Raw genomic sequence first — 25,383 nt, 5'->3', positions numbered from 1 at the left:
TGTTAAGCTCCTAACAAATCTTGAATGTCGGATTTCAAAACATCCGCTTTAGGTCCATAAATAGCTTGTACCCCTTTATCTTTCAAGATTAAACCAAGGGCTCCGTTTTGTTTCCACTCACTTTCTCCTGCAACGGCATGTATATCTTTTACCGTTACACGTAAGCGAGTCATACAAGCATCAACATCTTCAATATTGTTTTCTCCGCCAAGCAGTCCAATAATGACTGGTGCAAGCGAATCATTTTTCACCTGCTTGCTGCTTGTTGCAGTTGTTTCTTCATCAATATAGTTTCCGTTACGTCCCGGCGTTGGGAAGTTAAAACGTTTAATTAAGAAGTTTGCCACTCCAAAATTTAAGCCAAAGAATACAAGGCAGGCGATGATAAAGTTCATTAAGTCAGCCCATAGGCCGGCTTTGATAATCATTGGTGTACGTGTTAATAGCTCAATTACTCCAAATGAGTGTACGCGAACATGAACAATATCAACAATGGCAAAAGCCAGTCCCGTCATAATTGCATATACGACATATAAAAGAGGTGCTGCGAACATGAACATAAATTCGATTGGTTCTGTTACGCCTGTTAAGAAAACAGCTAGTCCAGCTGAAAAGAACATTGAACGATATTTTGAACGTTTGTCAGGATCTACGTTACGATACATTGCTAAAGCGATTCCAATTAGCGACGCACAAGACAAAATCATCTGTCCTACTTTAAAGCGTGCAGGTGTAACGTCATGTAATAACTGCTTGTAGCTTTCCATATCTCCTGCAGCGCGGAAATTATTTAAATCTGCAATCCAAGCAAGCCACAAAGGATCTTGACCGGCAACAGTGGAACCTGCTCCAGAACCTGTTAAAATTTTGTACGTTCCGCCTAGCTCCGTGTAGTTCATAGGAACTGTCAGCATATGATGAAGACCAAATGGAAGAAGCAGGCGCTCTAATGCTCCGAAAATAAATGGTGCTAGAATAGGAGCTGTGTCTCTAGATGTTGCAATCCACTGTCCGAAGCTGTTTAATGAACCTTGGATAAACGGCCATACAATGGATAAAAGCAGTGCCGTTACAACTGAACCACCGATGACCACAAATGGTACGAAGCGCTTGCCGTTAAAAAACGAAAGGGCTTCAGGCAATTTATCATAGTTGTAATATTTATTGAATAAATTCGCACCTAAAAATCCAGCGATAATTCCTACGAACACTCCCATGTTAAGAGCGGGAGATCCTAAAATAGATGTGAAGTAGTCTTTTACAACTAATTCTTGTCCAAACAGTGATTGAACCGTTGCTTTTGAATCTGAGAGCATTTCTGCTTTAACTCCGAAAATGGCTCCTGTAATTCGATTAATAAGAATGAATGCGATGAGTGCAGCAAATGCACCTCCAGCACGTTCTTTTGCCCAAGAGCCCCCGATGGCAACAGCGAACAAAATGTGAAGATTTGTAATGATACCCCAGCCTATGTCTTCCATCACGCGTGCAATTGTTTGTACAGCAGTGATGTCTCCCCCAGTCATTGCAACTAGTTTTCCAAGTGAAATCATAATACCAGCTGCGGGCATAACCGCTACTACTACTAATAAAGCCTTACCAAATTTCTGCCAAAAATCAAATGAAAAGAACTTCTTCATAGTTTTTCCCCTTCCCCTATGTATGGGTTTTCATTTTATTTTTTGATAAACTATATTTCAAAAATAGTGCAACCGTTTGCATAACCTTATTGTAATAAAAGGGCTTTCATAATGCAATACTGTAATTTCTCTTTTTTTGAAAAATTTATTCATGAATCATAAATGATGAAAAAATTTTTATGATAAAGTGAACAATATCAACGGTATTTTAACATGATGGAATGTAATAAAAGCATTCAAATAATGGCATAAAGACAAGTACAGAGGAGGATAATATGAAAAAAGAAGAGCTACAAGCGATTATTTTTGATTTAGACGGTGTTATTGCAGATACGGTACATTTATATTATAAAGCAAATAAAAAAGTAGCAGATCAACTTAACGTTTCATTTTCTGAAGAACTCAATCAGCAGCTGCAGGGGATCAGCCGAGTGAAAACTGTAGAGCTCATTGCTGCCCAAGGCAATGTACATCTGACAGTGGAAAAAAAAGAACAGCTTGCTGATGAAAAGAATAAGCATTATCAAGCATTAATAAAGGAAATGACAAAGGATCATCTACTTCCAGGAATACAATTGTTGTTAGAGGATTGTAAAAAACAAGGTATTAAAATGGCGATTGCTTCTTCTAGTTCAAATGCAAATACTGTAGTGGATGCGTTAGGAATACGTCCTTTTTTTGATTGCATTGTGGATGTGAGAAAAATAAAGAAGGGAAAACCAGACCCAGAAATATTTTTGACAGCTGCCGATCAATTAAAAGTAACACCCTATGCATGTGTGGCCATAGAAGATGGAGAGGCGGGTGTAAAAGCTATTAATCAAATAGATATGGTTTCTATCGGCGTTGGTAAGCATCTGAAGGAAGAGGATATGAATTTTCACGTATATTCAACAGCTGATTTGTGTTTAAAGACGATCAAAGAGGTTTTCGAAAAAGCAAGAAAAGGAACAGATTATAACAGCATGTATACAAAAAATTAGTAAATCTTTTACATGCAAGTAGCAAAGCGCAAAAAAAACATATGTTAGAATAAAATAAGAGAGCAAAGATACATAGGAAGGGGTACATCATGATTAAATGTATTGCGATCGATATGGATGGAACTTTAGTAAATAGTGAACAAGTTGTAAGTAAAGAAAATGCCCAAGCGATTAAGACAGCTCAAAAGGCAGGGGTGGAAGTTGTTGTTGCTACGGGACGTTCTTATGAAGAGGCCCGTTATGTTTTAGAAGAAGCAGGACTTCATACATATTTAATTTGTGCAAACGGAGCAGAGCTTCGGAATCCACAAGGAGAAAAACAATATTCAGTAGGCATGACGATGGAATCTATTCGCGAAGTAGAGGGTGTTTTTAAGAAGTTTCAGTTGTACTTTGAAGTCTATACAAGTGAAGGCACGTATTCAAATGACTATGAAAAAGCTTTGTCGGTATTAATGGATATTTATTTAAGCGCTAGCTTAAAAGATAATTATGAAAAATCGTTAGAAGCGGCAAAAGAGCGTTTCAATAGCGGCAGAGTAAAGCTTATTGAAGAGTATGAAGCGTTATTTCAAGATCCAAACAAGGACATTTATAAGCTGCTTGCTTTCTCTTTTGACGAAGAAAAGTTAGAACAGGCAAAAATAGAACTTGTGAAGCTAGATTCGATTGCAGTCAGTGCATCTGGTAAAGAAAATATTGAAATAAATGATGAAAATGCTCAAAAAGGAATTGCGGTTACATCATTTGTTCAAGAACGCCATATTTCTTTAGAAGAAACGATGGCCATTGGAGACAATTATAACGACGTATCGATGTTTCAGCGAGTTGGACGTGCTGTAGCGATGGGGAATGCCCCTCAAGAAATTAAAGAGTTTGCCCATATCGTAACAGGAACAAATGACGAGCACGGCGTAGCTCAAGCTATTTTAAATGCGCTTGAAACAGTTAAACAATAAGCAAACTAAAAAGCATGCCTTTAGGCATGCTTTTTAGTTTGTTACTTTCTCCTTGTTACGACGGTATGCACCGTGATTTGTCGGTCCAACATATTGATTTAAAGCAAATGAATGACGAATTGCTTCTGTAATAAATTCTTTTGCTGTATAAATAGCTTGTTTGACGCCACTGCCTTTTGCCAATTCAGCAGCAATCGCAGCTGAGTATGTGCATCCAGCACCGTGCGTAAATGTTGTCTCAATACGTTCAGACTCTAAGATCTCAAACGTTTTTCCATCATAAAGCAAATCAATTGCTTTTTCATGTGCCAATTTACTTCCGCCTTTAATCAATACATATTCGGCACCAAGGTCAAAAATCTTGACGGCTGCTTCTTTCATTTTATCGACCGTTTTGATAGGACCAAGTCCGCTTAATTGACTAGCTTCAAATAAATTAGGGGTTACAACTGTTGCTTTTGGAACTAGTACATCACGCAAGCTGACAGTTGTTTCCGGGTGAAGCGCTTCGTCTTCTCCTTTACATACCATCACAGGATCTACTACGACATTTTTTAAACCATATTCTTCAATTGTTTTTGCGGCTAGTTCAATAATTTCCACTGAGCCAAGCATACCTGTTTTTAGAGCTTGTACGCCTACGCCTTTTACAATTGTTTTCAACTGCTGTTCAACAGTTGAAACTTCTTGCGGAAATACGTTATGAGACCAGCTGTTATCGGGATCCATTGTTACAATTGTTGTTAAAGCTGTCATTCCGTAAACACCCAGTTCTTGGAATGTTTTTAAATCCGCTTGAATGCCAGCTCCGCCGCTGCTGTCAGAACCTGCAATGGTTAATGCTTTATTCATTGTCATAAAAAATCCTCCCGTATTTTAAGTTCATAGAGAAAATAGAGTAAAACTTCCACCAGTCGGTTTTTAGCTACCCAATGTGTTTTAGATAAATTTCTTCCATTCACTTTTCACTTTTTCTTTTATTTTATCGCTTTTAATGTAGATATTCAATTTCTAAAAACTGTATGAATCCTAAGTGTAATTTAGAATTATTATGACTGACTGTGAAGCATGAGTTAAATGAAAGTTAACGAATGAAATGTAATGTGGCTTGAACATTTACTTTGCATAAACTTAAGGGTAGCTACCTTCAGAAGTAATCGTATGCTAAAAAACCTCTTATTAAAAGGCTTTTTACCTTATTGTACAAGCACTCTTTTTCTTAATGAATAAAATAAATAGAAACTTAAGAAAGGGTGATTCACATAAAAAAACATTCTAATCATGACAGTTATAAAGACGATTCGTATGCTTTCAATAAATCACAACCTCGCAAAAAAAACCACAAAGATTATTATATGAATTCAAATTTAACAAATGATCACTTCAGAACTGTTAAGGCAGGCACTTTAAATGTTTGTATAATTGTATTACCAGGAGCTAAAGTTGATCGAAACTCTACAGATAATCAGTCTATAGTTCCCAATCGTGTAAAAAGAGACATAGCCGCTGCTAATAAAATATGGAAACAATATGAGAAAAACCGATTAATCCAAGGTGTTACATTTACTATTACACGTTCAGTTGTTTTTTTGGAAAACATCAGTGGCATTGTTAGTAATGCGGAAAATTTTCCAATTGGAGGGGCTAGTCATCTTACAATGGTACAAGCAATGCTTAAAACTGGCCGAAAAGTTTGTCAAAATGCTGATGTGTATGTATTTTACATGAATGGAAATAGATTTGGGCCTGTTAATTTTGATTATTCATCTACTCTCGCTGTAACTTATAATTCTTTTCCGCTTATTATTATGACAAATGCAAGTACAGATGAGTATCTTCTCGCACATGAATTGGGTCATTTTATGTTTATTACGAATCGTTTTAACGAGACGGATGATCCAGAACCTTTTCATGAACTAGATGGAAATCATAATAGAACGCCTAGTAACCTTATGTTTCCTACTCCTGAATTCTGGCCAATAGTACCGGAGATTACCAGTGAACAGATACACAAAGCTTTAAATAGTCGTGTTTTTTATAGCTAATTGTTGTTCATGCAAAATAAAAACGCCCTTAACAGCGGGTTAAGGACGTTTTTCACTATTTATTAGATAGAAGCTAATTCTTTTTCAAGAGCTACGTCTACTGATACATAATCATAACCTAAATCATGTGCAACTGCTTCGTACGTAATGGCTCCGTTTGCAACGTTCACTCCTAATTTTAACGCTTCGTTTTGAGCGATTGCTTTGTGAACACCTTTAGAAGCAATTTGAAGTGCGTAAGGTACGGTTACGTTTGTTAAAGCAATTGTTGATGTGCGAGGAACTGCTCCCGGCATGTTTGCAACTGCATAGTGTACAACGCCGTGCTTTTCATAAGTCGGCTGATCGTGTGTTGTAATGTGGTCGATTGTTTCAACGATACCACCTTGGTCGATTGCTACGTCAACAATAACAGAACCTGGCTTCATTGTTTTCACCATTTCTTCTGTTACTAGTTTTGGAGCTTTTGCACCTGGGATTAATACTGCGCCAATCACTAAATCTGACTCCGCTACTGCATCCGCAATATTATAAGGGTTTGACACTAGCGTATTGATTTGGTTGCCAAAGATATCGTCTAATTGACGTAAGCGTTCAGGACTTAAATCAATAATTGTTACATCAGCACCGAGACCGATTGCGATTTTTGCAGCATTTGTACCAACACCGCCGCCTCCGATAATCGTTACTTTTCCGCGGCTAACTCCAGGAACACCCGCTAGTAAAATTCCTTTTCCACCGTTTGATTTTTGAAGGAATTGTGCACCGATTTGAGCAGCCATACGTCCTGCTACTTCGCTCATAGGCGTTAATAGAGGCAATGTACGATTTACTGCTACTGTTTCATAAGCAATGGCTGTTACGCCGCTATCTTTTAATGCTTTTGCTAGTGCTGGTTCAGCTGCTAAGTGAAGGTATGTGAATAAGATAAGACCTGGTCTAAAATAGCCGTATTCACTTGCTAGTGGTTCTTTTACTTTCATAACCATTTCAGCTTGTGCCCAAACGTCAGCTGCTGTCTCAACAATTTCAGCTCCAGCCTTTACATAATCTTCGTTTGTGAAGTTACTTCCAATACCCGCTTCATTTTCAATTAATACACGATGACCTGTACCAACAAATGATGCTACGCCTGCTGGTGTAATCGCTACTCGGTTTTCGTTGTTTTTGATTTCTTTTGGTACGCCAATAATCATGATTAATTTCCCCCTTGGTCGTTTGTGTATCTTTAGTATAAAGAAAGTTTTATGAAATTTCTTTGTCTAGAAAGAAGAATTGAATAAGTGGTTTTTGTTTAAACACACAAATGTAACCGCTTACTTATCAGAATTTTTAATTTTAGTGTAAGGTAATCTAACATCATAAAGAAATAAAAAGTGAAAAAAAGAGCTGTTCGTTTATTAGAAAATAAATGAATAGCTCAGTGTTAAAAAAAGTCACATCATCTGTTATTTTTTATATTTCATTAACTTAATATCAATATAAAGAGTTATTTTTTGATTAACGTCCTTTAAGTTAATATCACCAATCTCTGAAATTCGCTTTAATCGATAGCTAAGTGTATTCATATGCACATTTAATTCTTTTGCTGCTTCGTTAATGTTATTATCATTATTTAAAAATACTTCGAGAGTCTCCACCAAGTTGCTATTATGACGAAGATCGTAATCAGTTAGCTTCTTTAAAGAATGGTTTTCAAATTGATCGTGCGCGCGCTTCTCTAAAATAACATCAAGAAATTGATAAATACCTAATTCCTGATAGTTAATAATCTCTTTCGTTTCTTCTGGAAACTTGCTTTTCATATCTAATACGTTCAAGGCTTCTTTATAGCTTTTTTCGATATGATCGTGCGATGAATAAATACTGCTGCAGCTGGCTTTAATTTGAGTAACATCAAAGCGTTCATACATATTGCCTCTAAAATAGTCTACAAAATCTCGCTGTTCATCGAGAGGGTTTTCAACCGCATCCAAAGAAAGCAGTAAGATTAAGTCATTGCAATCAATCGTATAAAGAACGATTTTTAAGCGATGCATCGTTTTTAGCATATACGAGATTTGACGTTCAGCTTCAGGCGTAATATCCTCTTGGAAGCGGAAGATAGCAATGGAAAACGTTGATGGAGCTGTAATTTGCGCTTCATAAAACGCTTCTGAAATTTCTTGGCGAGACTTAATGTGACCAGTTAATAGTTTCCAGAAAAATTCCTGTGAACGTTCCTCTCGTTTATACTTTCGAATTTGAAGCTGTAGCAATTTATTTTTTAATACATTCGCAGCTTTTTTTAATAGCTCTACTTCTTCGTCGCCTAAGGCTTTCTCAATTTCAACAGCCCAGATAAATCCTAGAACTTCTTCATTTTTCCAGATGGAAATAGCTATACGATCTCCAAGCCCAATTTCATTTATATTTTTCACACGCACAGGTTCATTTGTCTCAAGCAGTTTAGGAATAATGCCTTCTTTCCATAAGTTGTTGATGACCTTTTCCGGAACTCTTCTTCCAATAATCGTGGCAATACGCGCCTGGTCCGTTCTTTCGTCATGGGTGCTATAAGCTAATAAGCGATGATTAGCATCTTCAATGGTAATAGGACAGTTCAATACTTCGCTAATGCGATCAGCGAATTCTTCAAGCGTATCAAAATTTTCCTTGAACGGATCTTTGATTGGTTTCGTCATATATAAAATCCCTCTTCATAAAACAAAATAAGTACTAGTACAGCTTTTTAGCTACAATAAATATAGTAAAACGGTAACAACCGTGTTGATCATCAATTCATTGAAATGATTAACTGCTTAATATTTTAACAAAAGTAATTGTTTAAGAAAATGTTAAAATGCGTCTAAAGGTAGTTAAGAATGTACGGATGATTAGTAACTGCGTTCATTTCGCTTATTTTATCGAAATTTTCTTCAAAATAATCAATGTTCGGTGAGCATGATTCTTTTCAAATGTGTATAATAAAACGTATGATTATGGTTATATCAAACTTGAATCTGTAACTTTCTTTATGATATGTTCAGTTACGATTAGGTTGACCAATTCATATTACACATGAAGGGAAGAATTTAACATGGCAAAACAACAAATCGGTGTTATCGGTTTAGCGGTTATGGGGAAAAACTTGGCGCTAAACATTGAGAGCAGAGGCTATTCTGTTTCAGTTTATAACCGCTCTCCTGAAAAGACAGAAGAGTTCCTAAAAACAGAAGCAGAAGGTAAAAATTTTGCAGGTACATACAGTGTGGAAGAGTTTATTAATTCTCTTGAAAAACCGCGTAAAATTTTATTAATGGTTAAAGCTGGTGCTGCTACAGATGCAACAATTGATTCGTTAAAACCATACTTAGAAAAAGGCGACATTTTAATCGATGGCGGAAATACATTCTTCCAGGATACAATTCGTCGTAACAAAGAGCTAGAAGAATTAGGTATCCATTTCATCGGTACAGGCGTATCTGGCGGAGAAGAAGGCGCATTAAAAGGACCTTCAATCATGCCTGGCGGACAAAAAGAAGCATATGAACTTGTAAAACCAATCTTAACAGCTATTTCAGCGAAAGTTGAAGGCGATGATTGCTGCACATACATTGGACCAAATGGTGCAGGTCACTACGTAAAAATGGTTCATAACGGCATCGAGTACGGCGATATGCAGTTAATTTGTGAAGCATACTTCATTATGAAAAACGTATTAGGTTTAGAAACAGATGAACTACATGAAGTATTTGCTGAATGGAATAAAGGCGAGCTAGATAGCTACTTAATTGAAATCACAGCTGATATCTTTACGAAAAAAGATGAAGAAACAGGTAAAGCACTTGTAGACGTTATTTTAGACACTGCAGGTCAAAAGGGTACAGGTAAATGGACAAGCCAAAGTGCGCTTGATTTAGGTGTACCACTACCAATCATTACGGAATCTGTATTTGCGCGCTTTATTTCAGCTATGAAAGAAGAACGTGTAAAAGCAAGCAAAGTATTGAGCGGTCCAAATGCAGCTGCATTTGAAGGTGATAAAACCGAATTAGTAGAAGCAATCCGTAAAGCATTGTACATGAGTAAAATTTGTTCATATGCGCAAGGGTTTGCTCAAATGAAAGCAGCTTCTGAAGAATATGACTGGAATTTACAGTACGGGGATATTGCAATGATCTTCCGTGGTGGTTGTATCATCCGTGCACAATTCTTACAAAAAATTAAAGAAGCTTATGATCGCGATGCAGATCTAACAAACTTATTATTAGACCCATACTTCAAGGATATCGTAGAAGGCTATCAGTCCGCTCTTCGTGAAGTTATTTCAATTGCCGTTAAACAAGGTATTCCTGTACCAAGTTTCTCAAGTGCATTAGCTTACTATGACAGCTACCGTACAGAAACGTTACCGGCGAACCTTTTACAAGCGCAACGTGACTACTTCGGAGCTCACACATATCAACGTGTTGATAAAGAGGGCGTATTCCATACTGAGTGGTTAAAATAAAAAACAAGAAAAGCAGCTGTATACTACAGCTGCTTTTTTTATTTACTCTTTAGGTGAGAAGTTGTCTTCTCCGACTGGCCACCAGTGGAAACCGTCTTCAGCAAGCAATGCGTCTGATTCTTTTGGTCCCATGGAACCTGATTCGTAGTTCGGGAAGTTTTGTGCTTTTGTGCTTTCCCATGCTTCTGAAATGGTATCAACAAATTTCCAAGAAAGGGCTACTTCATCCCAATGAGTAAAGTTCGTCGCATCTCCAAGCATGCAATCATAAATAAGGCGCTCATAAGCTTCCGGTGTATTCATTTTATCTCCACAGTTATTGCAATAGTTCAAGTTAATCGGTGTGGATGATGTGGCACCTGGCGTTTTACGCGCGTTTAAGTGAAGCGTAATGCCTTCTTCCGGTTGGATATGAATGACAAGCAAGTTTGGATGAATTTCTTTATCTTTATTGAAGTACAGGTTCATTGGTAAGTCTTTGAACTGTACAACAATTGTCGTTGCTTTTTCTTTCATGCGTTTACCTGTACGGATATAAATCGGTACACCAGCCCATCTGAAGTTATCAATCATAAGCTTACCAGATACAAACGTAGCGGTATTAGACTCAGGATCAACCGAATTTCCTTCGCGGTAGCCGATAACTTCTTCTCCTTCAAGTACACCTTTGCCGTATTGGCCTCGTACAAAATAATCATCTACTTCATCCACTGATAAAGAGCGAAGAGCACGCAGTACTTTTACTTTTTCACTGCGAATTTCTTCCGGTGTTAATTTAATCGGCGGCTCCATTGCAAGCAATGCCACCATTTGAAGCATATGGTTTTGCACCATATCTCGAAGGGCACCTGAAGATTCATAGTAACGGCCACGGTCTTCTACACCAAGCGTCTCGCTAGACGTAATTTGGATGTTTGAAATGTATTGATTGTTCCACATCGGTTCAAATAGAGCATTTGCAAAACGGATAACTTCGATATTTTGCACCATTTCTTTACCGAGGTAGTGGTCGATACGATAAATTTGATCTTCCTTAAATGCATGGCGAATTTGTTCATTTAATTCTTTAGCAGAAGGATAATCATGACCAAACGGCTTTTCAATGACTAGGCGACTCCAGCCTTCTGTTTGTGTTAAACCTTCATTTTTTAAATTCGAAGCAATTGTTCCGAAGAATTCAGGTGCCATTGCTAGATAGAAAATACGATTTCCAGGCACGTTGTATTGCTCATCAAGGCTTTCTGTTAGGCTTTTTAATTCTTGATAAGAAGCGACATCTGTTACGTCAAACGGTTGGTAATAAAAATGTGAAGCAAACTTTTCAATGTCAGCGTCACTGTTTTTGAAACTGCTCACTGATTTTTTTACATTTTCGCGTAATTCGTCATTAGTCCAAGGTCTTCTTGCGACACCAACAACAGCGAAATCTTCCGATAGTTTGTTCGCTTTATATAAGCGGAAAATAGAGGGGAATAACTTACGTTTTGCTAAATCACCTGTAGCGCCAAAAATTACGATAATGGATTTTGGTTGTACATTTGTCATTACTTCTAGGACCTCACTTTGTCGTAGTTACGTTCAATTTTTTTCCGCTTTAACAGACAACACTTAAATGAAATCTGGGGATTCATTGCCCGTTAAACCCGGCCTTTATAAACAAACGAATGATTGCTTGTTTACCTTTTCCTTTATGTATAGAACTACTAATAAATTGTAACTATTTTAAAGGGTTAACGCAAATAGATTAAAACAATTTGTAGTTATTATTCCATGTTTTTAACAAGTTTAAAAGTATTTTGTTTCGAATACGGAGAAAAAGCTACCGTTATTTTAACAGTAGCTTTTCTCATTTATTTATATTGATACAGGGAACCGATAGATTTTTTTGTTGAAAATGGCAGCTCAGGGCTATCGGCAATGATAAAAATAGGACAGTGCATTAAAAGTGGATGTTTTTCGAAAAAAGAAGCATCAGCGTGATAGATGGACGATAGAATGACAGGGAGCTGTTCTAAAAAGTGAAGGTAGCGTGTAATGGTTTCATCTGTTGATGTATGCGCACCGATGTAATAATACACAGTAAGGGAATAAAAACCTTTATCGAAGACGAAGGATGCTAAATATTCGTTCCGCTCTTTTTGCATATGATCGTAGGCAAATTCAATGCCGATTTGAATGGAAGGAACAGAAGTGTGTTGACCTGGGAAAACGGTGTATTTTCTTGGTATCATCGGTTCAACGGGTGTAACACCCAGGCTGTAGGTTACGTCTATTTGGTGGGGATTGCTAATGATCATATGGAATCCCTCCTTTAATATAAAAATACACTCTTTATAAGTGTATACAAAGTTTCATTGAACATGACAATATTAAAATATGCCCAGGCTCTCAGTATATTTAAAGCAGGCAACGTTTGAGCAGGGGGCAGAGTTTACGATAAAATAACAAAAAAGATTATTATGAGGTGATAAGCAATGAGTATTTTAAAAAATGACTGGGCTCCTTTATTAGAAGAAGAATTTCAAAAAGACTATTACATACAGCTTCGAGAATTCTTAGTGGATGAATATAATCACCACACTATTTACCCTGATAAATATGATATTTTTAACGCTTTACACTATACGGATTATAAAAATGTAAAAGTTGTCATATTGGGACAAGATCCTTATCATGGACCAAATCAAGCGCATGGACTGAGCTTCTCTGTTCAACCAGGAGTAAAAACACCGCCTTCTTTAGTGAATATTTACAAAGAGCTGAAAAATGAAATGGATTATCACATTCCGAATAACGGTTATTTAGTCAAATGGGCAGAACAAGGTGTTCTTTTGCTTAACACTGTTTTAACAGTTAGAAAAGGAGAAGCGAATTCTCACAAAGGAAAAGGATGGGAACAGCTGACCGACCGCATTATTGAATTAGTGGCACAAAAAGAGGAGCCCGTCGTGTTTTTGCTTTGGGGCAAGCATGCACAAGCTAAAAAAGAGCTTATTCATCATTCGCACCATTTAATTTTGGAAAGCCCTCACCCTAGCCCATTTTCGGCTAATCGAGGCTTTTTTGGCAATAATCACTTTCAACGAGCAAATGAGTTTTTGCTCCAACACGGACGTCAATCTATTGATTGGCAAATTGATGATGTGTAAAAGTGAGCATTTCATGAAGATTAGCTTCAGACATAGCCTCCTATTTCATCTTTTGATAAAATAGCTGTATAAAGTCATATTGAATGTAAGATGAGGTGTCTACATGGATATAAAAATGACGCAGCTCCTTGACAAAATTAGTGCAGAAGTACAAAAAGCAAAGCACCATTCGAATAGTGCGAACGTTCGAGATCAATTGGTTGCCATAAAAGCACTGTGTGAGCTTGCATTAGATCAAAATGAAGAGGTTCCAGTATCGAAACCTGTCTCGGTTTCAAAACCTGTGGTAATGTCTTCACCGGAAATTATGCAATCGCCTGAGATTATGCAGCAACAGATTATTCAGTCATCCAAACCTAATTTTGAGGGAACGAAATTGAAATCAGATGATGCAAACGGCGATAGTTTGTTTGATTTCTAAAGTGAGGAGAAAAAAATGAAACTATTTTTAATAATCGGTGCAATCAATGCGATGTTAGCGGTTGCTCTTGGTGCTTTTGGAGCACACGGGTTAGAAGGGAAAATCTCAGAGAAGTATTTAGAGGTATGGAAAACAGGAGTGCAGTACCAGATGTTCCATGCAATGGGGCTGTTTGTCATTGCGTTTCTATTAAACAAATTTCCTCAGTCTTCTTTGTTAACAGCTTCGGGCTGGATTATGTTCGCAGGGATTGTGCTGTTTTCAGGCAGTCTTTATGTATTAAGTACGTCTGGCATTAAAGTTCTCGGCGCAATTACTCCGCTAGGTGGAGTAGCGTTTATTGTGGCTTGGATTTTAATTGTTGTTGCAGCTGTAAAATGGCTATAAAAAAACCCCTGAAAAGGGGTTTTTTTAACGCGGAGAATAATTGCTCAACTGCTGGCCTCCACCGCTAAACGGATAATTATATTTGATTGGACCCTCAAAAGTAATGTAATCGAGATAAACCATAAGCAGTAAATAACGGGTGCCAGTTTGCGGATCACTTAAAATGATATGATCGCGTCCGGCTGCTTCAATTTCTCCTCTAAAGACCTTCGCGTTCCACTGCGTATTATTTTCAAACGTCATATATACAGTCGCTATTTTCCCTCGATTTAAACGTAAAATATTTTCAATATATGATTCTTCAATGGGCAGTTGATTTGGGTCTTGGGGTGCACCACTGCCTCCAGAAGAGGTAGGGGGCGGACCTCCTTGGCTTTGCCCTTGAACCTGCTGGCCTCCTGGTTGGGGCTGCTGCGGCTGAGGCATATAATAAGGGTAGTTTGGACTCATATACGGATTTTGCATATATTGCTGTTGCGGTTGATTAGACTTTGGTTTTTTCATAGGAACCTCCTTCAAACAAAAAGAAATTAGTAAACTCCTGGACAATCAGCTTGAGTTGGTGCAAAGAAACAGTGAGATTTAAATCGTCCTGTGTTATTTTGGTTATACCATTGAGCAGGACAGTCGCCGCTGGGCTTGAAAAACTACAGTGAGTTTTCCGCGGGGTTAAAACGTTCTCCTCTTAATACACGTCGTGCAAGTGTAATTTCAGACTGGCGGGCACGCTGGTAAAAGTAGCCTTTTTGAGTTGCTTCAAATCCGCCTGGGTTTTGAAACACCATCTGACGAATGGTTCTTATATTTCTAAAATCCAAACAGGGAGCTTTAGCGCGGTTCACGCCTATATTTCCTACCAGTAACATCCCTTGTTTTCCTTCACTTTCAGCTTCAGCTCGAATGAGTCTGGCTAGGAGCTTAACATCTTCTTCGTTGTGTGCAACGACTGCCATTATCCCACCTCGCTTACTTGTGACACTGTTGTATATATATGGTCCTGTCAGTGCGAATATGCCATGGCTAGAAAATAAAAAACCTGTTTCCACGTGGAAACAGGTTTTTTACAGGTGAAGCTCATTGATGTTCATTGCTCTAGGCGTTACAAAAGAGATGAACGCTTTTCCGGCTTAGTTTAAACGTGTAAAAAGCGTGCAATAGCTTCTTCTTTTAATAAATTTCCGACAAAGAAGCTTCCAAATTCCCCGTAGCGAGCACTTACTTCGTCAAAACGCATTTCGTATACTAATTTTTTAAATTGAAGTACGTCATCTGCAAAAAGAGTAACGCCCCACTCGTAATCATCAAAACCAACAGAACCCGTGATGATTTGCTTTACTTTTCCAGCGTATTGACGTCCAATCATTCCATGACTGCGCATTAAGCTGCGTCGTTCTTCCATAGGAAGCATGTACCAATTGTCATTTCCTTGACGACGTTTATCCATTGGATAAAAGCAAACATGACTAGCTTTTGGTAAAGTTGGATATAGTCTAGCTTGGATTTGAGGATTTTCATAAGGATCCTCACCGGCAGGTAAGTAGTTGCTTAATTCAACTACTGATACATATGAATAAGTAGGAATGGTAAACTCAGCAAGCTTTGTTTTATTAAATTCTGTTTCAATTTCATTTAGTTCTTCCATAGTAGGACGAACAAGCATTAGCATAAAATCTGCTTTTTGACCGACAACAGTATATAAAGCATGACTGCCTTGCTGCTCAGCTTCAGTTCCTTTCCATTTCTCAATCAATCCTAAAAATTCATGGATAGCCGCTTGACGATCATCGCTTGATAACTGCTTCCAAGCGCCCCAATCGATTGAACGGAAATCATGAAGTGCATACCAACCGTCTAATGTTTGTGCTGCTTCTGCCATTTCGTTTCACTCCTATTGTCCGATTATGATAAATTCCAATTCTACTATATCATAGTTTGTCCGAAGATCTGGAATGAAAAACCTGTGATTTTGTGACTAAACTTTAAACAATTGTCACAAAGTAAAAACAGGTTTTATTTTAGGTGATAGCGGAAAATTAAGAATTAAAAGACTTTTTTGTAATCATGGATTCTTGAAGGACATGCCTTTGATTTTTAAAAAAAGTGGAGTATCCTATTATGAGAAAAGTTTTTTACATATCGAGGAGGATTTACTTTGAGTGATTTATTTACAGGTTTAAAACAAAAAGTATCAGCTAGCGATGTATCAATCGTATTCCCAGAGGGATTAGATGAGCGCGTATTAGGTGCTGTTTCTCGTTTAGCTGCCGACAATATCTTAAAGCCTATCGTTGTTGGAAATAAAGACGCTGTAGCATCAAAAGCAGCAGAACTAAACGTAAAATTAGACGGTGTTGAGGTTTTGGATCCTCAAAGCTACTCTGAATTTGATGAAATGGTTGCAGCATTTGTTGAGCGTCGTAAAGGCAAGGCAACAGAAGAAGATGCTCGCAAAATTTTATTAGATGAAAATTATTTTGGCACAATGCTTGTTCACATGAACAAAGCTGACGGTCTTGTAAGCGGAGCTGCTCATTCTACAGCAGACACAGTGCGACCTGCTCTACAAATTATCAAAACAAGACAAGGTGTTAAGAAAACATCTGGCGTATTTATCATGGTTCGCGGCGACCAAAAATACGTATTTGCTGACTGTGCAATCAATATTTCACCTGACAGCCAAGATTTAGCTGAAATTGCTATCGAAAGTGCTCGTACAGCTGAAATGTTCGATATCGATCCTCGTGTTGCTATGCTAAGCTTCTCAACAAAAGGATCAGCAAAATCTCCGGAAACAGAAAAGGTAGCAAACGCAGTAGAAATTGCAAAAGAATTAGCACCAAGTGTAACATTAGACGGCGAATTCCAATTCGATGCAGCATTTGTTCCTTCTGTAGCTGAAAAGAAAGCACCAGGTTCAGTGATCAAAGGAGATGCAAATGTATTTGTATTCCCAAGCCTTGAAGCAGGTAACATTGGTTACAAAATTGCACAGCGCTTAGGAAACTTCGAAGCAGTAGGTCCAATCTTACAAGGTCTAAACAAACCGGTAAACGATCTATCTCGCGGTTGTAACGAAGAAGATGTGTACAAGCTTGCTTTAATCACAGCAGCTCAAGCACTTTAATAAAAAAAACTCCGTCCTAGGGCGGAGTTTTTTTATTCGGCTAATGAACCCAATGCTTTTTCGTTGCGGTCATACATGCGCTGCAGCTGCGTCTCAAACAGCTCTTGTTCGGTAGCATTTAAAGGCATATTTACAAGAGAAGAGCTCATGCTATTTAGTGTTTGCAATAAAAGCAGCATGACATCAGAAACGGTTAAATCAATCTGTAATAGCTCAGATAGAGAAGCCATTGTATGGGGCTGGATATCTGGGTATGAAAATTTAGTTTCCGTGTTTTGGAGACCTTTTTTGTAAAACTCTCGAATGAGAGAAGCGCGTTTAGAGCCGCTTCCGTTAACGCATAAGTAAATTTGTACAGCCACTCCGCCGCGAACGCGTCGCTGTGAAATACCTGCAAACTTTTGATTACGAATGCTTAAATCAAAGCTGCCAGGGCAATAGGAGCCTACGATTTCCTTCGCTTCAATTGCGGTACCGTAAGATGCAAACATGATCTTAATCAAATCAAACATGGCTTCATAGCCACGATCAATATCAATTCCTTTTTCGGCATCTGGAAAAATTAAAGAAATGTTTAGAACATCCTGATCAAGTACGACAGCGAGGCCGCCTGAATTGCGGACGATTGTTTTATACCCTTGTTCATGTAAATAAGCTGCACCTTCAGCTAGGTGAGGGAGCTTTGTATCTTGAATGCCTAATACAATCGTATCGTGATGAACCCATGAGCGCATGACAGCTGGAGATTCACCTTTTCCAACGGTTGTACAAAGCGTGTCATCGATGGCAAAAGAATGACGGGCATCAAAATGAGGACCTAGACTGGATTGATCAATAATACGCCAAGCGGGCTGTGCTAAAAGTTTTAAACTATTCTGCTGCATATCTCAAACCCCTTTATAAACAGTAAACGAACATATTATAGCATAAAGGCGTCATATCATTGTCTGTAAAATAGAAAAAGAAGAAAGAAGAGCCAAGTTTGGCATCTCTCTTTCTTCGTTCGTATAGCTTATTCAGCCATTTTCTCAAGATTTCCGTTACGATCCATTTTAAACGTAGTAGAAGAACGTTCTTCTTCATCAAATAGAGCTAACTTCCGCGCACGGTTCATGATTTGCATTAATGTTTCATAGTCTTCTTGAATAGTAGTAGCATTAGCTTCGAGATGTTTGATTTGTTTTTCCAACTCTGTGTTTTTCTTAGCTAACTCTGCATTTTCTTGCATCAAGCGTTTGTTTTCGCTTTGCAATGCCTGTAAATTGCTCGCTTGATTTGGCATTGTTTGCAAAAAGCGAATAACGTCAGCCATTGAAAGCTCTTCACTGCTGCTTTTTTCTACTTGTGTTTCAGATAAGCTATATGTTGCTGTAGGTGCAGACATCATTTGTTCCACATGCTCTACAGATGCTGGTGGCGTATATAATAATTTCTTTTTGCCTTGCTCTTGTCCAAGTGCACGCATGCGCTGTTTTCGCTGTTTTTTAGCTAGCTGCAGAGCTTTTTCATACTGATGGCGTACCACAGCATTCCATCTGAATCCACATGCTGCTGACGTTCGATTTAATTCATCTCCAACTTCTTCAAACGCATTCAGCTGCGTACTTCCTTCGCGGACATGGCGCAATACTGTTTCAGCTAATAATAAGTCGTTTTCTTCTGTCCAAGCATCTTGTCTATCTTTCACTTTGTTCACTCCTCTATTTTCCATGACTCATAGTAATCATGTTTTGTAGTATCATCATGTACAAAAAATCCATACTTTATACCATTTCTTCTAGGAGTATGATAGATTTTGCTTCTTTCTTTAACTTGCATCGGACTTCAAATAGGGGTAAAATACCCCTTAGACAAAAGGATGAACCAATTTTGAAAGGATTGTGTCAACATGGCAAATGAATTTAGAATTTGTGATGATTGTCAGGCAACAAACGTCAAAACGTTGTTACCTCGACTTAAAAAAATAGATGAACAAGCTGAAGTACAAATCGGCTGCCAGTCTTACTGCGGGCCCGGACGTAAAAAGTCATTTGCATTTGTAAATAACCGTCCTGTAGCAGCGCCAACAGAGGATGAACTAATCGAGAAGATTGAGAAAAAAGTAAAAAAATAGATAGTGAAACAATAAATAGCTGCTTTTCTGCTACTTATTTGTCGAACGAGCTTCTTACAAACAGAATCGCCTTGTTTGTTAGGTAAATCACCTTGGTTGCTTGACAAGGTGATTTTTTATTCTGAATAGGAAAATAGGAAGTGAGTGTCGAAAAATTATAGCAACAACAAAGTGAAGATAGAGAGGTATGTAAATGACATATCCTAATGAAAAACTCAGTGAAGAAAAAGTATTTAAAGATCCTGTTCACCGCTATATCCATGTAAGAGATCGTGTTATTTGGGAGCTAATTGGGACAGCCGAATTTCAAAGGCTGCGTCGTATTAGACAGCTAGGAACGACATACTTAACGTTTCATGGGGCTGAGCACAGCCGTTTTAGTCATTCCTTAGGTGTTTATGAAATTGTGCGCCGTATTATTGATGACGGCTTTCAAGGACGCCCTGAATGGAATGAAGATGAGCGTCTTCTTTGTCTTTGTGCTGCTTTACTGCACGATTTAGGTCACGGTCCGTTTTCACATTCGTTTGAGAAGGTTTTCCACTTAGATCATGAAGAGTTTACCCAAGCCATTATCGTAGGTGACACAGAGGTAAATCAAGTGTTGACGAAAGTAGGAAAGGATTTTCCTAAAAAAGTGGCCGAAGTAATCGCGAAAACATATGAAAATAAGCTTGTCGTTAGTTTAATTTCCAGTCAAATTGATGCAGATCGCATGGATTATTTGCAGCGTGATGCGTATTACACAGGAGTAAGCTACGGTCACTTTGATATGGAACGAATTCTTCGTGTTATGCGTCCTCGGGAAGACCAAGCCGTGATTAAACACAGCGGTATGCATGCGGTTGAAGATTATATTATGAGCCGCTATCAAATGTACTGGCAAGTGTATTTTCATCCTGTTACGAGAAGTGCTGAAGTGATTTTGACAAAAATTTTACATCGTGCAAAAGAGCTCCATCATCATTACTATGAGTTCAAGCAGGAGCCAACTCATTTTTATTCGATTTTTGAAGAAGAAATATCGCTAAAAGAGTATTTGAAATTAGATGAATCTGTTATTTTATTTTATTTTCAAGCGTGGGAAGAAGAAGAGGATGAAATTTTATCTGATCTATGCCGAAGATTTATGAATCGTCAGCTTTTTAAATACATTGAGTTTAATCCGAATTCACAAATGAAGATGTGGATGGAGCTTACAACATTATTTAAAAAAGCGGGTATTAACCCAGATTATTATTTAGTCGTCGATTCTTCGAGCGACTTACCATACGATTTTTATCGACCGGGTGAAGAGGAAGAACGTTTGCCGATTCATCTGTTGATGCCAAATAATGAAGTGCGTGAATTATCACGTCAGTCGGAGATTGTTGAAGCAATTTCAGGGAAAAAGAGAACCGATCATAAATTATATTTTCCACAAGATCTCATTGATCAATTGTCGTCTAAACGAAAAGTTAAAGATCAGATTATAAACTTACTAAAAGGAGATCAGAGTTAAATAGTATAGGAGTTGAAGGGGCTGTGTTAAACGATCACGCAAAGATTGTGAAAGTATTTTCCGCGGCGGGAGAAGTTGTTGGCAGAAAAAAGTTACAAAAGATGATATTTATCGGAAAAAAACTGAAGTTTCCTTTTTATGAAAAGTATAATTTTCACTTTTTTGGACCTTATTCTGAGGAATTAACGCTTCGAATTGAAGAGCTGTGTAACTTAGGCTTTTTAAGTGAAATTAAAGAGAAAAAAGGCGGGTATATGCAGTATCGCTACGTATTAACAGAAGCGGGAGAAGGATTTTTAAGTCACTATGACTTAGAGCTTCCACACTTGCAGGAATGTATGAAGGATATGAACGAACAAAGCTCTAAATTTTTGGAGCTCGTCTCTACGATTTTATATTTTGATAATTTACCTAAAGAAGAAGTAAAAGAAAAAGTGTTTACGTTAAAGCGTAAGCAAAATTATACAGAAGAAGACATTGCAGAAGCATACGAATATATTGAAAAACTTCAGGCAACTCTGTCTGTGCATTAAAAAGATGCCATAGGTCAACTCCTATGGCATCTTTTTTATGTAGGCGTTATTGATCGCTCATGCGCTTGCCCGCTACAGCGTAATGGTTTTTAGACATTTCTTCGATGATAATGGATACTTTTTCAGGTGATGCACCTGTTGTTTCTACAACAGCATCCGTTACTTTTTCAACAAGAGCTCTTTTTTGATCATCTGTACGCCCCTCAAGCATCTTAACAGTTACAACTGGCATAATGTGTACACTCCTTTTTGGTCAGTATATGATTAGTGTACCCGTTTTCTGAATAAAATGACAGTATGAGGTAGTGATGCAGGTCATAATCTGTAGTATACTTTTATCATAACATCGATGCAGAAAACCAGGTGTGGCCAAAGGGAGCCCATGTCTGGTTTTTGAGACCTTTGAGGCCATATTCAAGAAGCCTTGTATCCTTTTTAGCGTAAGCAAACGTTTTATCTAGTAGATATGATGTGTAGAAATTATTTTAAAATAAAGGAGATAAAAAGTGGAACATTTTTTAGCTTTTTCATTGCAAGACCTTCCTTACGTGGTGATGACCCTTATTGTTGCATTCACACTGCATGAGTTTGCACATGCGTATGTAGCTTATTTATTTGGAGACCACACGGCTAAAAAGCAAGGAAGGCTAACGCTTTCTCCGCTGGCTCATTTAGATCCATTTGGAACGCTTTTGTTAATTATCGCAGGTTTTGGGTGGGCGAAGCCGGTTCCTGTTAATCGCTATTTCTTTAAAAAGCCTCGTTTAGCTGGTATTCTAGTATCGATAGCGGGACCGTTTAGCAACTTGGTGTTGGCATTTATCGGCTTGCTTATTTACTATTTGATGAATAATGCCGCAGTGGACAACGATGCGCTTTATCGTTTTGTTACATTATTTATTCAAATAAACCTAACACTAGGTGTATTTAACTTGTTGCCTTTTCCGCCTTTAGACGGCTACCGCGTGATTGAAGACCTCGTTCCGCCGTCTACGCGAGCTAAAATGACGCAGTATGAGTCTTGGGGTATTTTTGTATTTTTGATTCTTGTGATTACACCTCTGGATCGAATTGTGATCTGGCCGCTTCTAAACGGAGCAGCAACGTTTGTTATGAATATCTTTCAGCAGATATTAGCACCACTGATTTAATGAATAGAGGAGGCTTACTATGACTCAGCCAAAAAAGAAAAGTATAGGATTTAATATCATAAAAGACGATTCAACCGACGGCCACGGTGGCTACGGAGTTGGAGCGTTAAGTTTAGAAAACATTTCACCCGTTTTTGTTTGTCCGAGCGACGAAGAAGTATTTGTGGATATCGGTGCGATGCATGCAAGAAGTGTAGTAGAAAAAGGAATTAAGTTCTTACCGAATAAAGACGAGGTGCCAAATGGCAAGTTATATTGGCTTGTATGGGTAACGATTGATCGTAAGCAAGAAGGACCTTACTACGCAGGTATGACAGCATGTGAAATGACCGTTGATCGTGAAATTCGCCGCGGCTATAAATCACTTCCTGAACATGTGAACAAAATGGATAAATCTTTAAAACGACGCATTATGGTAGAAGAGATGGATAACAAGTCTAAGGCTTTGCTTCGCGAGTTTTTGAAGTCTCATAATGAAGAAATTTGGACATTATCTAATGATGACTTAAAAGAAGCGCTTCAAACATCGTAATGCTAAAAAAAGCTTAAGGCCTTGGCCTTAAGCTTTTTTTAATCAAACCATTTTGGTAGCCAATGAAACTTTTTATTCTCTGCTTCATGCTGTTTTTTCTTCGTTTTTGCTGCATGATCGATGTGATCAGTACAATATGTTTTTGGCTGTGTTCCAGTTAAATAATAAGCTTTATATTGAACAGGGCATGATTTGGATGCTAACTTTCCATTTTGAGGATTAATGTTTACGCTCATTAATCCGCTTGGTGCTTTAAACTTTTCTTTTTTCTTCCCTTTTAAGGCCTCTTCCATAAATAATGCCCACATTTTTTTTGCGTATCCTTTTTCAGCTACATCATCCATTGTTCTTCCTTGATCATATCCAACCCAAACGCCTGAAACGAGCTGGGGAGAGTAGCCAATCATCCAGCTGTCCGTAGAGGTTGTGCCGGATTTTCCCGCGTAAGGACGAGATACATATTTAGAAATAGGCTTTCCTGTGACGGTTGTATAGCCATTTAGCTTTTGATTAAACATGCCTGTCATTAAATGGGTAGTAAGAAAAGCATAGCGCTTATCAATGACTTGTTTCTGTTCGGAAGGAGCTTGATAAACAACTTCTCCGTCATGGGTTTCAATTCGTTTAATAAATGTTGGACGAATTTCTTTTCCGCCATTAGCAAAGATGCCGTACGCATTAACCATATCAATAACTTTCACAGGCGAAGTTCCAAGAGCTAAAGATGGAACTTTCTTTAAAGGTGATGATATTCCAAGTGTTTTAGCAGTTTCAATTAAGCGGTTTTCCCCAATAAACAAATGCGTTTTTACGGCATAAATGTTGTCTGAAAGTGCGATGGCTTGAGCCATTGTAATAGGAGCATCCGCATAATAATTGTGATAGTTGCTAGGCGTGTATGTCGAAACGCCATCTTCCAATTTGAACGTCGTTTCTTCACTTTTCATTGGAGTAGATTCAGTAAAACCATCTTTTAACGCCGCATAGTATAAAAATGGCTTCATCGTTGAACCAGGCTGTCTTATTGCTTGAGTCGCGCGATTAAACGGGCTCTTTTCATAATCTCTTCCACCAATAAGAGCTTTCACTTGTCCATTTTTAGGATTCATCGCAACAAATGCACTTTGTACGTCTGAAGAGCTGCTGATAACATCCTTCATTTTTTCTTCAGCTGTTCGCTGCATCTTTTCATCCAGCGTTGTATAAACGCGAAGTCCATTTGTGTAAATCATGGTTTCATCAATGCCTAAATCTTGCTTTAATTCTGCTAGCGCTGCATCCATAAAGTAAGAAGCATCTTCTTTATTAGGATCTTTTTCGGCAGGCTTTGTGAATGCTAGAGGTGTTACAAGCGCTTTTGTTGCTTGCTTGGCTGTGATAATTCCATCCTCTTCCATAAGAGATAAAATGATATTTTGTCGTTTTTTTGCATTTTCTTGATGAATAAGAGGAGAGTAGTAGCTAGGGCCTTTTGGAATACCTGCTAACATACTCGCTTCACTTAATGTCAAATTTTTGGCATGCTTATCAAAATACAGCCTAGCCGCCGCTTCAATTCCATAAGCTCCATGGCCGTAGTAAATCGTATTCATGTAGCCTTCTAGAATTTGGTCTTTACTATAGTTCATTTCTAAACGAATCGTATACAGAGCTTCTTGAAGCTTTCGAGTCCACGTTTTGTCGTGCTCTAAAAACAAGTTTCGTGCATACTGCTGAGTAATGGTACTCGCACCCTGTACTTTCCCCATAGCTTTTATATCAGCTACAACTGCTCCGGCGATTCGATGCATATCAAAGCCGTGATGCTCATAGAAACGCTTATCTTCAACGGCTAAAGTCGCATCTTTTACGTAAGGTGAAATTTGATTAAGTGAAACCCAGTAGCGCTTTTGTCCATTGTGAACTTCATCAAGAACTTTACCGTTTGCTGAGTAGAAAACAGCTGTTTGAGAAACGTTTAGCGGAGGGGGGCCAGCGATTTTAGCGTAGAGAAAGATGCTTATGTAGGCAAACAATAATAAAGCCCCCGCTAATATACCAAGGACGAGAAGAATTCGGAAGATGCGTCTTGCCTTTTTTAAATGTTCGGTTAATACCGTTTCCATTTCTATTCACCACCAATATATGTCACTATGCACCGTACATGTTGTTTTCAACACAACAAAATTCTATTAAAAGAGCGATGCAAGTAGATTCTAAAGCTTGTATCTATCATCAGTATGAAATAGAAAAGGTGGTTTTAAACCTGCATTGCTAAAAATTTTACTTGCTTTTTTGCTGAATTCATCTATACTTTTTTCATGTTTGTATAAATTATGTTAGGGTAATCTATGCATAGGTTAATTCTCAAAAT

At 38.0% G+C, this 25,383-nt stretch carries 25 protein-coding genes and 1 pseudogene; 13 read left to right on the top strand and 13 right to left on the bottom strand.

Annotated elements, in window-relative coordinates:
- Positions 1-2: 2 nt before the first annotated feature.
- Positions 3-1,640 (bottom strand): PTS transporter subunit IIBC, encoded by a 1,638-nt coding sequence (locus AC0C45_RS23565; RefSeq protein WP_013085516.1) that lies wholly within the window; start codon positions 1,638-1,640, stop codon positions 3-5.
- Positions 1,641-1,915: 275 nt separating this feature from the next.
- Here AC0C45_RS23565 and pgmB point away from each other — a divergent pair, with 275 nt between their 5' ends.
- Complete coding sequence (gene pgmB, locus AC0C45_RS23560) at positions 1,916-2,623, top strand: beta-phosphoglucomutase (RefSeq protein ID WP_047931272.1); 708 nt, start codon at positions 1,916-1,918, stop codon at positions 2,621-2,623.
- Positions 2,624-2,712: 89 nt separating this feature from the next.
- A complete protein-coding gene (locus tag AC0C45_RS23555) occupies positions 2,713-3,582 on the top strand; it encodes a Cof-type HAD-IIB family hydrolase (RefSeq protein WP_016765955.1) in 870 nt (289 codons plus the stop codon).
- A 33-nt stretch (positions 3,583-3,615) separates the two neighbouring features.
- Here the strand turns inward: AC0C45_RS23555 and pdxK are convergent, their stop codons facing one another.
- A complete protein-coding gene (gene pdxK, locus AC0C45_RS23550; protein WP_047931271.1) occupies positions 3,616-4,440 on the bottom strand; it encodes a pyridoxine/pyridoxal/pyridoxamine kinase in 825 nt (274 codons plus the stop codon).
- 497 nt (positions 4,441-4,937) lie between these two features.
- On the opposite strand from pdxK, the gene AC0C45_RS23545 reads away from it, so the two are divergent.
- Complete coding sequence (locus tag AC0C45_RS23545) at positions 4,938-5,627, top strand: hypothetical protein (RefSeq protein WP_230586499.1); 690 nt, start codon at positions 4,938-4,940, stop codon at positions 5,625-5,627.
- 62 nt (positions 5,628-5,689) lie between these two features.
- On the opposite strand, the gene ald is transcribed toward AC0C45_RS23545, so the two are convergent.
- On the bottom strand, positions 5,690-6,823 hold the full coding sequence (gene ald, locus AC0C45_RS23540; RefSeq protein ID WP_013059863.1) for an alanine dehydrogenase: 1,134 nt from the start codon (positions 6,821-6,823) through the stop codon (positions 5,690-5,692).
- A 252-nt stretch (positions 6,824-7,075) separates the two neighbouring features.
- Positions 7,076-8,311: a PucR family transcriptional regulator gene (locus tag AC0C45_RS23535; RefSeq protein WP_034648233.1), complete on the bottom strand. Its 1,236-nt coding sequence runs from the start codon at positions 8,309-8,311 to the stop codon at positions 7,076-7,078.
- Between the two features lie 395 nt (positions 8,312-8,706).
- On the opposite strand from AC0C45_RS23535, the gene gndA reads away from it, so the two are divergent.
- Positions 8,707-10,119, top strand: coding sequence for an NADP-dependent phosphogluconate dehydrogenase (gene gndA / locus AC0C45_RS23530; RefSeq protein WP_013059861.1), 1,413 nt, complete (start codon positions 8,707-8,709; stop codon positions 10,117-10,119).
- Between the two features lie 42 nt (positions 10,120-10,161).
- Here the strand turns inward: gndA and zwf are convergent, their stop codons facing one another.
- Positions 10,162-11,664, bottom strand: a complete 1,503-nt coding sequence (gene zwf, locus AC0C45_RS23525; RefSeq protein WP_013085508.1) for a glucose-6-phosphate dehydrogenase — start codon at positions 11,662-11,664, stop codon at positions 10,162-10,164.
- Between the two features lie 305 nt (positions 11,665-11,969).
- Positions 11,970-12,416, bottom strand: coding sequence for a staygreen family protein (locus AC0C45_RS23520; RefSeq protein ID WP_013085507.1), 447 nt, complete (start codon positions 12,414-12,416; stop codon positions 11,970-11,972).
- 177 nt (positions 12,417-12,593) lie between these two features.
- On the opposite strand from AC0C45_RS23520, the gene AC0C45_RS23515 reads away from it, so the two are divergent.
- The 3 genes from AC0C45_RS23515 to AC0C45_RS23505 all read left to right on the top strand — a co-directional run bounded on the left by AC0C45_RS23515 (position 12,594) and on the right by AC0C45_RS23505 (position 14,076).
- A complete protein-coding gene (locus tag AC0C45_RS23515) occupies positions 12,594-13,268 on the top strand; it encodes a uracil-DNA glycosylase (protein WP_013085506.1) in 675 nt (224 codons plus the stop codon).
- A 115-nt stretch (positions 13,269-13,383) separates the two neighbouring features.
- Positions 13,384-13,689, top strand: coding sequence for a YwdI family protein (locus AC0C45_RS23510; RefSeq protein WP_230586500.1), 306 nt, complete (start codon positions 13,384-13,386; stop codon positions 13,687-13,689).
- Positions 13,690-13,704: 15 nt separating this feature from the next.
- Positions 13,705-14,076, top strand: coding sequence for a DUF423 domain-containing protein (locus AC0C45_RS23505; RefSeq protein WP_013085504.1), 372 nt, complete (start codon positions 13,705-13,707; stop codon positions 14,074-14,076).
- Positions 14,077-14,100: 24 nt separating this feature from the next.
- On the opposite strand, the gene gerQ is transcribed toward AC0C45_RS23505, so the two are convergent.
- The 3 genes and pseudogenes from gerQ to hemQ all read right to left on the bottom strand — a co-directional run bounded on the left by gerQ (position 14,101) and on the right by hemQ (position 15,952).
- Entirely contained in the window at positions 14,101-14,580 is a 480-nt protein-coding gene (gene gerQ / locus AC0C45_RS23500) for a spore coat protein GerQ (protein WP_013059855.1), read from the bottom strand.
- Between the two features lie 26 nt (positions 14,581-14,606).
- Positions 14,607-15,029, bottom strand: a pseudogene (locus AC0C45_RS23495) (cell wall hydrolase).
- Positions 15,030-15,208: 179 nt separating this feature from the next.
- Complete coding sequence (hemQ, locus tag AC0C45_RS23490) at positions 15,209-15,952, bottom strand: hydrogen peroxide-dependent heme synthase (RefSeq protein ID WP_013085502.1); 744 nt, start codon at positions 15,950-15,952, stop codon at positions 15,209-15,211.
- Between the two features lie 276 nt (positions 15,953-16,228).
- On the opposite strand from hemQ, the gene pta reads away from it, so the two are divergent.
- On the top strand, positions 16,229-17,200 hold the full coding sequence (gene pta / locus AC0C45_RS23485; protein WP_013059853.1) for a phosphate acetyltransferase: 972 nt from the start codon (positions 16,229-16,231) through the stop codon (positions 17,198-17,200).
- A 32-nt stretch (positions 17,201-17,232) separates the two neighbouring features.
- Here the strand turns inward: pta and lipL are convergent, their stop codons facing one another.
- Positions 17,233-18,084, bottom strand: a complete 852-nt coding sequence (gene lipL / locus AC0C45_RS23480) for an octanoyl-[GcvH]:protein N-octanoyltransferase (RefSeq protein WP_034648239.1) — start codon at positions 18,082-18,084, stop codon at positions 17,233-17,235.
- Positions 18,085-18,212: 128 nt separating this feature from the next.
- Positions 18,213-18,887 (bottom strand): RsfA family transcriptional regulator, encoded by a 675-nt coding sequence (locus AC0C45_RS23475; protein ID WP_013085499.1) that lies wholly within the window; start codon positions 18,885-18,887, stop codon positions 18,213-18,215.
- 201 nt (positions 18,888-19,088) lie between these two features.
- On the opposite strand from AC0C45_RS23475, the gene AC0C45_RS23470 reads away from it, so the two are divergent.
- The 3 genes from AC0C45_RS23470 (at position 19,089) to AC0C45_RS23460 (ending at position 21,347) form a co-directional block, all read left to right on the top strand.
- Complete coding sequence (locus AC0C45_RS23470; RefSeq protein ID WP_013059850.1) at positions 19,089-19,313, top strand: YuzB family protein; 225 nt, start codon at positions 19,089-19,091, stop codon at positions 19,311-19,313.
- A gap of 193 nt (positions 19,314-19,506) precedes the next feature.
- The gene (locus tag AC0C45_RS23465) at positions 19,507-20,814 is read left to right on the top strand and encodes an HD domain-containing protein (RefSeq protein ID WP_013059849.1); all 1,308 of its coding nucleotides are present in this window, start codon (positions 19,507-19,509) and stop codon (positions 20,812-20,814) included.
- A gap of 23 nt (positions 20,815-20,837) precedes the next feature.
- Positions 20,838-21,347: a YwgA family protein gene (locus AC0C45_RS23460; protein ID WP_013085498.1), complete on the top strand. Its 510-nt coding sequence runs from the start codon at positions 20,838-20,840 to the stop codon at positions 21,345-21,347.
- Between the two features lie 46 nt (positions 21,348-21,393).
- On the opposite strand, the gene AC0C45_RS23455 is transcribed toward AC0C45_RS23460, so the two are convergent.
- On the bottom strand, positions 21,394-21,579 hold the full coding sequence (locus tag AC0C45_RS23455) for a 2-hydroxymuconate tautomerase (RefSeq protein WP_013085497.1): 186 nt from the start codon (positions 21,577-21,579) through the stop codon (positions 21,394-21,396).
- Positions 21,580-21,853: 274 nt separating this feature from the next.
- Between AC0C45_RS23455 and AC0C45_RS23450 the strand changes: the two genes are divergently transcribed.
- Together AC0C45_RS23450 and AC0C45_RS23445 are read left to right on the top strand one after the other, a co-directional pair.
- A complete protein-coding gene (locus tag AC0C45_RS23450) occupies positions 21,854-22,498 on the top strand; it encodes a site-2 protease family protein (protein WP_016765944.1) in 645 nt (214 codons plus the stop codon).
- A 19-nt stretch (positions 22,499-22,517) separates the two neighbouring features.
- Positions 22,518-23,030 carry a YwhD family protein gene (locus tag AC0C45_RS23445; protein ID WP_013085495.1) on the top strand — a complete coding sequence of 171 codons (513 nt, stop codon included), beginning with the start codon at positions 22,518-22,520 and terminating at the stop codon, positions 23,028-23,030.
- Between the two features lie 38 nt (positions 23,031-23,068).
- Here the strand turns inward: AC0C45_RS23445 and AC0C45_RS23440 are convergent, their stop codons facing one another.
- Entirely contained in the window at positions 23,069-25,135 is a 2,067-nt protein-coding gene (locus AC0C45_RS23440) for a transglycosylase domain-containing protein (protein WP_280168765.1), read from the bottom strand.
- Positions 25,136-25,383 lie beyond the last annotated feature (248 nt).

The sequence above is a fragment of the Priestia sp. VA7 genome (assembly GCF_055710015.1).
Note: the sequence above shows the minus strand (reverse complement) of the source record. Positions and strands in the feature narration are given on the sequence as shown.

What these genes read in the sequence shown, in the direction of transcription:
- zwf (WP_013085508.1), bottom strand. Translation starts at nt 11,664, where the DNA reads ATGACAAATGTACAACCAAAATCCATTATCGTAATTTTTGGCGCTACA.
- AC0C45_RS23455 (WP_013085497.1), bottom strand. Translation starts at nt 21,579, where the DNA reads ATGCCAGTTGTAACTGTTAAGATGCTTGAGGGGCGTACAGATGATCAA.
- AC0C45_RS23445 (WP_013085495.1), top strand. Translation starts at nt 22,518, where the DNA reads ATGACTCAGCCAAAAAAGAAAAGTATAGGATTTAATATCATAAAAGAC.
- AC0C45_RS23470 (WP_013059850.1), top strand. Translation starts at nt 19,089, where the DNA reads ATGGCAAATGAATTTAGAATTTGTGATGATTGTCAGGCAACAAACGTC.
- AC0C45_RS23515 (WP_013085506.1), top strand. Translation starts at nt 12,594, where the DNA reads ATGAGTATTTTAAAAAATGACTGGGCTCCTTTATTAGAAGAAGAATTT.
- lipL (WP_034648239.1), bottom strand. Translation starts at nt 18,084, where the DNA reads ATGCAGCAGAATAGTTTAAAACTTTTAGCACAGCCCGCTTGGCGTATT.
- AC0C45_RS23555 (WP_016765955.1), top strand. Translation starts at nt 2,713, where the DNA reads ATGATTAAATGTATTGCGATCGATATGGATGGAACTTTAGTAAATAGT.
- gndA (WP_013059861.1), top strand. Translation starts at nt 8,707, where the DNA reads ATGGCAAAACAACAAATCGGTGTTATCGGTTTAGCGGTTATGGGGAAA.
- AC0C45_RS23565 (WP_013085516.1), bottom strand. Translation starts at nt 1,640, where the DNA reads ATGAAGAAGTTCTTTTCATTTGATTTTTGGCAGAAATTTGGTAAGGCT.
- pdxK (WP_047931271.1), bottom strand. Translation starts at nt 4,440, where the DNA reads ATGACAATGAATAAAGCATTAACCATTGCAGGTTCTGACAGCAGCGGC.
- AC0C45_RS23505 (WP_013085504.1), top strand. Translation starts at nt 13,705, where the DNA reads ATGAAACTATTTTTAATAATCGGTGCAATCAATGCGATGTTAGCGGTT.
- pgmB (WP_047931272.1), top strand. Translation starts at nt 1,916, where the DNA reads ATGAAAAAAGAAGAGCTACAAGCGATTATTTTTGATTTAGACGGTGTT.
- ald (WP_013059863.1), bottom strand. Translation starts at nt 6,823, where the DNA reads ATGATTATTGGCGTACCAAAAGAAATCAAAAACAACGAAAACCGAGTA.
- hemQ (WP_013085502.1), bottom strand. Translation starts at nt 15,952, where the DNA reads ATGGCAGAAGCAGCACAAACATTAGACGGTTGGTATGCACTTCATGAT.
- gerQ (WP_013059855.1), bottom strand. Translation starts at nt 14,580, where the DNA reads ATGAAAAAACCAAAGTCTAATCAACCGCAACAGCAATATATGCAAAAT.
- AC0C45_RS23510 (WP_230586500.1), top strand. Translation starts at nt 13,384, where the DNA reads ATGACGCAGCTCCTTGACAAAATTAGTGCAGAAGTACAAAAAGCAAAG.
- AC0C45_RS23465 (WP_013059849.1), top strand. Translation starts at nt 19,507, where the DNA reads ATGACATATCCTAATGAAAAACTCAGTGAAGAAAAAGTATTTAAAGAT.
- AC0C45_RS23440 (WP_280168765.1), bottom strand. Translation starts at nt 25,135, where the DNA reads ATGGAAACGGTATTAACCGAACATTTAAAAAAGGCAAGACGCATCTTC.
- AC0C45_RS23535 (WP_034648233.1), bottom strand. Translation starts at nt 8,311, where the DNA reads ATGACGAAACCAATCAAAGATCCGTTCAAGGAAAATTTTGATACGCTT.
- AC0C45_RS23545 (WP_230586499.1), top strand. Translation starts at nt 4,938, where the DNA reads ATGAATTCAAATTTAACAAATGATCACTTCAGAACTGTTAAGGCAGGC.
- AC0C45_RS23520 (WP_013085507.1), bottom strand. Translation starts at nt 12,416, where the DNA reads ATGATCATTAGCAATCCCCACCAAATAGACGTAACCTACAGCCTGGGT.